The sequence below is a fragment of the Bacillus cereus group sp. Bce041 genome (assembly GCF_052646455.1).
In genome coordinates, this window is record NZ_JBQXON010000041.1 from 1 (window position 1) to 6,933 (window position 6,933).

A 6,933-nucleotide genomic window follows, 5' to 3' on the forward strand; every position below is an offset into this window, starting at 1 on the left:
ATAAATCAGCCCCCCATTTGGAGATTGGATTGTGTTTACACCAGGTTTTAATGTAAATGATTTTATCTTAGAATCTTCTCTCCAAGAAGCATCATACGAATACGTTCCAATATATACCTGAATATCTTGATTACCTTCTACATTAATCGTTATTTGTTCATTTGGCTTTGCATATAAACCAGTTGGTTCATATGGACTAAATGCCATACTTTTTCTTTCCTGTTGTTTTAGTACCTCAACATCCCCTTTTCCTGGGACTGCAAATGTTCTATTTTCAGATTTAACTGACTTTTCACTATACAGTGATGTCGGTAAATTTTTTTGCTGCTCCTTTTGCTCCGCAAAGACATCTGATGAAGAAATCATTCCAGTCGCAAGCATAGTTACTGTAGCAGTAGCCGCAAGTATTTTTCTAGTTTTATGTTTTGAATTATTCCCCATATTATCTCCCTCATTTTTCCTTAGTACTCTTAAGTTTTTTTGTTTTCTTCTTCATGTTTTTACAATCTAAACTATTCATACTATTTAAGTTGTGTCTATTACTCTATATTTTTTCATAAATATCTCCTTTTCTTGATGTATTATTGTATATAAATGTTATTTGATGACACATTAAATAACAACTTTACGATAAACTCATCGATAACAGCCTATTATGTTTTGATTCTGTATTCTAAACTTACAACCAATTGGAGAAATATATCCAATTGGAGAAATAAGTAAATAAATTACAACATTTAAGGATTGGAATCTCACAAAAAATTCATAAAACTTTTTTCGCTTTAAAGGTTTAGACAATTACGACCACATTTGTTTGAACCTCCACAATTTTTTTCTAAGCTATTCTCTAAAAAGCTTATTTTTCGTTGTAAATAAACCTGATTGGTACTCTTTATGCAAAAGAAAAGATGGAATCTTTAATTCAACTCCACCTTTTTTCGAAATAAAAAGCATCTAATTCTATTTGAATTAGATGCTTACATTTAGTCCTTAGGACAAATATTTTAAACTATTTATGCGCCTGCAAATCTTTTTTTATTACTTCCCAGAGTGAATTATCTTGACGTATCGGTTTACCCTCTTCATCCCATTTTATTTTTCCTGTTCCCAATTCATAATTCATCCCTGTCCATGTGTCTTCACGGAATGCATAGAATGATTTATGCCATCCTTTTTGGTTAAAGATAGAAATAAGATCTTGCATGTATTGGGTAGCACCTGGAACAGTACGGTTAATTCCAAACTCCTCTGCAATAATTCGATTAGATGGTACATGATTTTTCTTAGACCATTGTTGGATTGGCTTCAAAAACTTCTCTAATCCCTGCTTATTCCAGATTACAGGTTTCTCTAAGTCTCCTACTTTTACTAATCCTGGATATTGATATTCTTTATTTTTCTTTTCACCTTGACTCGTTAATTCATATGGTTCATACATATGAATTGCGTAAAGCGTTTTTTATCCTTTACTGGCTTTAAGTATTTAAAGGCCCATGGAGTAGCATATAAACCTGAATCTAAAATAACTGGTGTTTCTTGGTCTACTTCACGAATGGAATTGATCACCTTTTGATAAAATCTGTTTAAATCCGCTGTCGTTCCCTCCACTTTTGCATACCATTTCTCGTAATCTTCCGTCCAAAAATCATTATATCTATTATTTTTAGCTGTTTCTGGATGTGGTTCATTTATAATATTATAACCAACCACCGCGGGGTGATCTTTTAGTTCCAGAGCGAGATCCTTCCAAAATTGACTTGCTTGTTCTTGATACTTCTCTTCTTCCCATATTCTGTCGTCATTCTTATTATTATTAAATTGGCGCCATCGATCACCAGGTAAGGATAACATTGTAAGAACGACTTTCATTCCTTGTGATTGTGCGGCATCTAAATCCGCCTTTAATTTTTCTAGATCTTCCTTTACTAATCCCCGATAGTTATCTGCATTACCTATCAGAAAATCCTTTCCAGAAGTATCTGGTTTATCCTCAAATAGAAAATCTTTATCTTTTGCCCATTTATCAGGTGCTAAACGTACATATTCAATATTAGCTTCTTTTGCACTTTTATAGTTTTCAGGTAATGACGTACTATTCATGAAATTAGTACCCTTTCTTTTCGAATCCCAAAAACTAATTTTTGAATCGCCCTTGTGGTATGTATCAGCTCTTACATTCATTTCCTGTACTCCAAAACTCATCATGCCTAATAACGCAACAATTGGCAAAACTTTTTTCACAACTTTTCCTTCTTTCTCTTTATATTTAACACACATAACATACCTTTGTTTTGTTACAGGAATATGGCAATTTTTCAAAAATACATTTTAAGTTTATAAAAAGAAAGAGTTAATTAGAAAGTTGCTTTATTTGCTGAAAAACAAAAAAGGAATCCTTTTCGGATTCCTTTTTTGCCTTGCACTCTTTTTCAAATAGTGCATTTTTGCACCTACTTTTAGTATACCTTACAATTCATACAAAGCAAATAAGAATAAACTGAATTCACATCTTTATTTTCACAAAAAGATGTGAGTTTAGAAATTAATTATACTAGACTCACTTTGGAAAGATTTGTGTTCTTCCACCAATAATCATAAGCTTTTGGCTATACCAAACTGAAATGCACCTACCGCTTTATTATCGCTCTTCATACGGTTAAGGAAGGTGAATTCTTTCGGTAAATTCGTTAAAATGAACAACTGTTTAAATTATTTATTTACTTCATTCCATAATGACAAAGCAAAAATCCAGTTTGGATCTCCATTCCCTTGATAACTTTGAACTGCCTCGTAAACCTTACCCTCATGAACTACTTTATCCCCTTTTTTATACGCTTTATACGCATCCCATTGTTCATAAGTGTTTTCTTGTCCTTTTGTAGCAATTGTTAAGGCATCACTTTTCATTGATTCATTGCCAGCTGTATCAACAGCAGAAACTACATACTTATATATTGTATTCGCTTGCAAATCTTTGTCCATAAATGAAGTTGTATTAGCAGTGCCTATTTCTTTCATAACACCCCCAACTTCTCTGTAGACAATATAATGATTCACATCTATGTTATCTTCAGACGGACTCCACATTAAGTCGATACTATTCGTAGTGGTTCCCATGCTGTGTAATCCTTTAGGCTGAGTTGGTGCTTCTGTATCTGGTTTTTCCACTGTTGTTTTAACAACTAATGCTTCACTTTCCCTTGATATATTCCCTGCAGCGTCTACTGCTTTTACTGTATACGTATACTCAGTGTTCGGGCTTAATTTTTTATCAACTACACTTGTACCCACTACAGTATTAATTAATTGACCATTACGTAATACTTGATATTCTTTGACCCCTACATTATCGATTGCAGGCTTCCAACTAAGTTCTACACTATTTGAAGTAGCTTTTACGACTTGTACTCCAGATGGCTGAGTTGGCGCTTCTGTATCTGGTTTTTCATTATTTATTAGATTCACATCGATCACATTATAGAAAGCATTTACAGTATCAGCTACATCCCAAACTGCTAATATGACATGATATCCACTGCGATCAGTTGGTACATTAATTTTATGTGATAGATTATTAGATGCTGCAGAACCATCGTGTTTTACAGTTCCTATTGGTTCAAAATCCACTCTTGTTAAAGGTTTATTTGGATTCCATCCTTTTTTTGTAATGTAATAGTGCCACTGACTTGTTGAATGAGGAGCAGTATATTTCCAAGTGAATGTATTCTCCCCGCCCTTAATAGTATTCTTAAACCATCGATCAGCTGTTTGTTGATCAAGAATTCCACCAAATAGACCTCCCGCTGAAGCAATTTTCCCATCAGCTGGCCCGCCTTGCGGGAATCCTTTAGGTGCTTCTAAGCTTTGCGGTTCATACATTATATTTCCACAATTTGAATTCAGCGCCCCATAATTTTGACTGCATAAAGCAGCACGGCTACCTGGCTTTTCAACGAACCCATGTGCATAGGCATTTTGAGGAATTAAAGTTGTACCCATAATTCCTACTGCTACTGCAGCGGCACTTAATCCTTTTTTATTTGTAGCTATTTTTTTAACTGTTTAAAGAATTTTTTGTTCATTTTAATAGTCCCCCTTACTAATTTCTTCACTTTATTAAGAGCATGAATGTAAATGAAAGCTAAATATAAATAACTTCATACTCAACTATTCATTAATCTTCATCACATTCAAATAACTCTATAATTAAATTATTACATAACAATTTATTAAGCTTACAAAGAAATTGTGACAGTTATTGGACTTTCTTCAACTACCATCCTTTCTTACTTAAAAATTATACGTTCCATAACTTGAATTAAAAACTTACACTTCAATATAATATTCTGAAATTGACCCTTTCCAAATTTCATTCTTCTTTATATATGATTATACTTTGATCAACATAGAAAAAAGTTTCCCCTATAATTAGGAAACTTTTACGTATAATTCACCTATAGCCCTAAAATTTCTACAATCTGACGAGCTTTAGTATTATCAATATAATAATGCATCTCTAGTCCTTTTCTTTCTGCACGGAGTACGATTCCTCTTAACTTTGCTAAGTGTTGTGAAACAGTGGATTGTGGAAGTTTTAATATTTCTGTTAACTGTGTAACATTGCACATTTTATGATGTATTAATTCACTTATGATTTTTAATCGAACCGGATGCGCCATTACCTTCAATACATCTACATCTTCTTCACGGATTTTAGCTAAATCATTATTAGATATTACTGTTAACATTTCGCATTCTCCTTTATTATTAATTTCTACTTTCCTATTATCCTTATAAGTAATACTTATAGATAATTACAATTTTTCCTGTTGAGAAAATACATTCTACTCAATACAAAAAGACACCTATTCCGACAACAGTTTTTTACCGTTCCAATGAATTGGTGTCTTATAATTTTTTAACCAGACTCTTTTTATTCATATTATAATCTCTACATAGCTTTGAATAATGCTTTCTAAGCAAAAACAATACTTCCACTCCTCGTTTCAAGAAAAATTCAATTGAAATATTTACTTTCTCATATTTCTAAACCTATAAGAACCCTCTACTCATCTCACCTTTTACATCATATATTATTTATTTCTCAACACAAAAACATGGAATAAAAATTCCAATAATGGTAATATAATGGTACCTTCAGTTGTTAACTGTCATCCCTTTTTTTAATCCCTGTCTTTAAAGACAGGGATTTTAAATTTCCTTAACATAAACCTAAAACTTCAATAAGCTGCCGCTATAGTAGAGAGAGGCTTTCATATTTATTCATTCCCCTTTCATGCAAATATGATATTTTCCGACTCACTTCAATCACATCACGTTTGCGTGAATTGTTAATGAGAAAAACATGAATAAAATATAATTGAGTCATCATAATTAATTTATTTTTCTGAATTTTATTGAAAAATAAATATAATACAATTAAACGAACTGGATACTTTGCTATAATGGTAATATATAACATTAGTAGACTTTTATAGGATGGGGGAATATATAATGATGGTTTCAGCTAAGGGGAATAATGAAATTACAAAGCTATTAAACGATTGGTATCTTGAAATCCGCTCAAGGCGTATAGGTAATGCACATCAATTAAAAGAAATAATTGATTCTAAGATGCATAATATTGAAGAGGATCAAGATTTATTACTCTACTACTCACTACTAGATTTTAGATACCAATTTGTAATTGATAATTTAAGCATTTCAAAAAGCAGTTTTGACAAAGTTGAGGCTTTTGATATGCCTACAGATAATTTCTTAGCTTATTATTACCACTTTTTCAAAGGGATTCATGCCTCTACTATTGGCGAATACCAAATCGCAAAGGAGAGTTATGAAAAAGCAGAAAAACTTTTAGACTGCATTCCTGATGAATTGGAAAAAGCGGAATTTTATTATAAAGTTGGAGCTTTCCATTATGACATATATCAAGGGCTATTATCTTATAAAAAAGTATCAGAGGCAAGAGAAATCTTTGCTCAACATGCTGGGTATGAGATCAATGTAGCATTCTGTGATAATCTTATAGGCTTAGCTTGTACTCATTTGAGAGAATGGGAACTTGCTGAAGAATATTTCACGAAAGCAATGGATATGTTCCAAAAAATAGACGAAAAACAATTTATTTTAATGGTGCGTCAAAATTTAGGGTTAATGTATGCTACTCAAAATCTTTCGCCATTAGCCATTAGATATCTTTCAGAAGTAAATCAAAAAATGCTTAACAATTATAAGGCTCTTTTTATTGAGGCAAGGGAACACATGAAAGAAGGAAATCACTCCGTTGCCAAAGATCTCATAGCAAAAGGATATTCCGTTTGTCAAGAGATTGAAAATATAGAGTATCTACACCATTTTAAAATATTAGATGCAATGAATGGAGGTTTTCCTGCCGAAGCACTTGAAATGACAGTGTTAAAAGGCGTATCATATTTTAAAGAGCAAGAACTTTTCGAATTCATTAAGGAATACGAAGAATATCTTGCTACTGCATTTTATAAAGAGAATAACCATATTAAAGCAAGTCATTATTTCTATTCATGTTCTCAAGCAGGAAAAAAAGTTATTGAGAAGGAGGCATTAAAATGAAAAAGACAATTCTCGGTTTAGTTGGTGTAATTACTATTTTTACTTTAATGTTTGGTGCCCAATCCCCTACAGAAACACATAAAGCTATTGATGTTATTCAATATGCTCACGGAAATCATGGTGGTTAAGATCTTAATTTAATTTAGCGAGGATAAAATCATACAATATGCTCGCGGCCATACTAGCCTAAATAAACAAAAGCCTTCACTTCATTTGAAGTGACCCCCGAAAGTTAGACAGGTCGTTTCATTAGGCAGCCTCTAGGGTATGAGCCCGGTATTGTACTGGGCTCATACCCTTTAATTTTGCCTTAATTCTTTTATG

6 protein-coding genes and 1 pseudogene are annotated in these 6,933 nt (G+C 32.4%); 2 read left to right on the forward strand and 5 right to left on the reverse strand.

Annotated features, from left to right (window positions below; all coding sequences use genetic code 11):
- The 4 genes and pseudogenes from ACUN13_RS32040 to ACUN13_RS32055 all read right to left on the reverse strand — a co-directional run.
- Positions 1–441 (reverse strand): M60 family peptidase N-terminal accessory domain-containing protein (locus tag ACUN13_RS32040; RefSeq protein ID WP_445424199.1); only part of this gene is annotated, 441 nt, incomplete at its 3' end.
- A 568-nt stretch (positions 442–1,009) separates the two neighbouring features.
- Positions 1,010–2,277: pseudogene (locus ACUN13_RS32045) on the reverse strand (glycoside hydrolase family 5 protein).
- Positions 2,278–2,709: 432 nt separating this feature from the next.
- On the reverse strand, positions 2,710–3,999 hold the full coding sequence (locus ACUN13_RS32050) for a lytic polysaccharide monooxygenase (protein ID WP_409532372.1): 1,290 nt from the start codon (positions 3,997–3,999) through the stop codon (positions 2,710–2,712).
- A 455-nt stretch (positions 4,000–4,454) separates the two neighbouring features.
- Entirely contained in the window at positions 4,455–4,748 is a 294-nt protein-coding gene (locus tag ACUN13_RS32055) for an ArsR/SmtB family transcription factor (protein WP_000958631.1), read from the reverse strand.
- Between the two features lie 766 nt (positions 4,749–5,514).
- Here ACUN13_RS32055 and ACUN13_RS32060 point away from each other — a divergent pair.
- Together ACUN13_RS32060 and ACUN13_RS32065 are read left to right on the forward strand one after the other, a co-directional pair.
- Complete coding sequence (locus tag ACUN13_RS32060) at positions 5,515–6,609, forward strand: response regulator aspartate phosphatase (RefSeq protein WP_025689607.1); 1,095 nt, start codon at positions 5,515–5,517, stop codon at positions 6,607–6,609.
- Positions 6,606–6,737, forward strand: coding sequence for a hypothetical protein (locus tag ACUN13_RS32065; RefSeq protein ID WP_000751016.1), 132 nt, complete (start codon positions 6,606–6,608; stop codon positions 6,735–6,737). Before ACUN13_RS32060 ends, ACUN13_RS32065 begins: the two co-directional genes overlap by 4 nt.
- A 121-nt stretch (positions 6,738–6,858) precedes the next feature.
- On the opposite strand, the gene ACUN13_RS32070 is transcribed toward ACUN13_RS32065, so the two are convergent.
- Positions 6,859–6,933: IS3 family transposase (locus ACUN13_RS32070; protein ID WP_142309144.1), on the reverse strand; the 75-nt coding region annotated here is incomplete at its 5' end.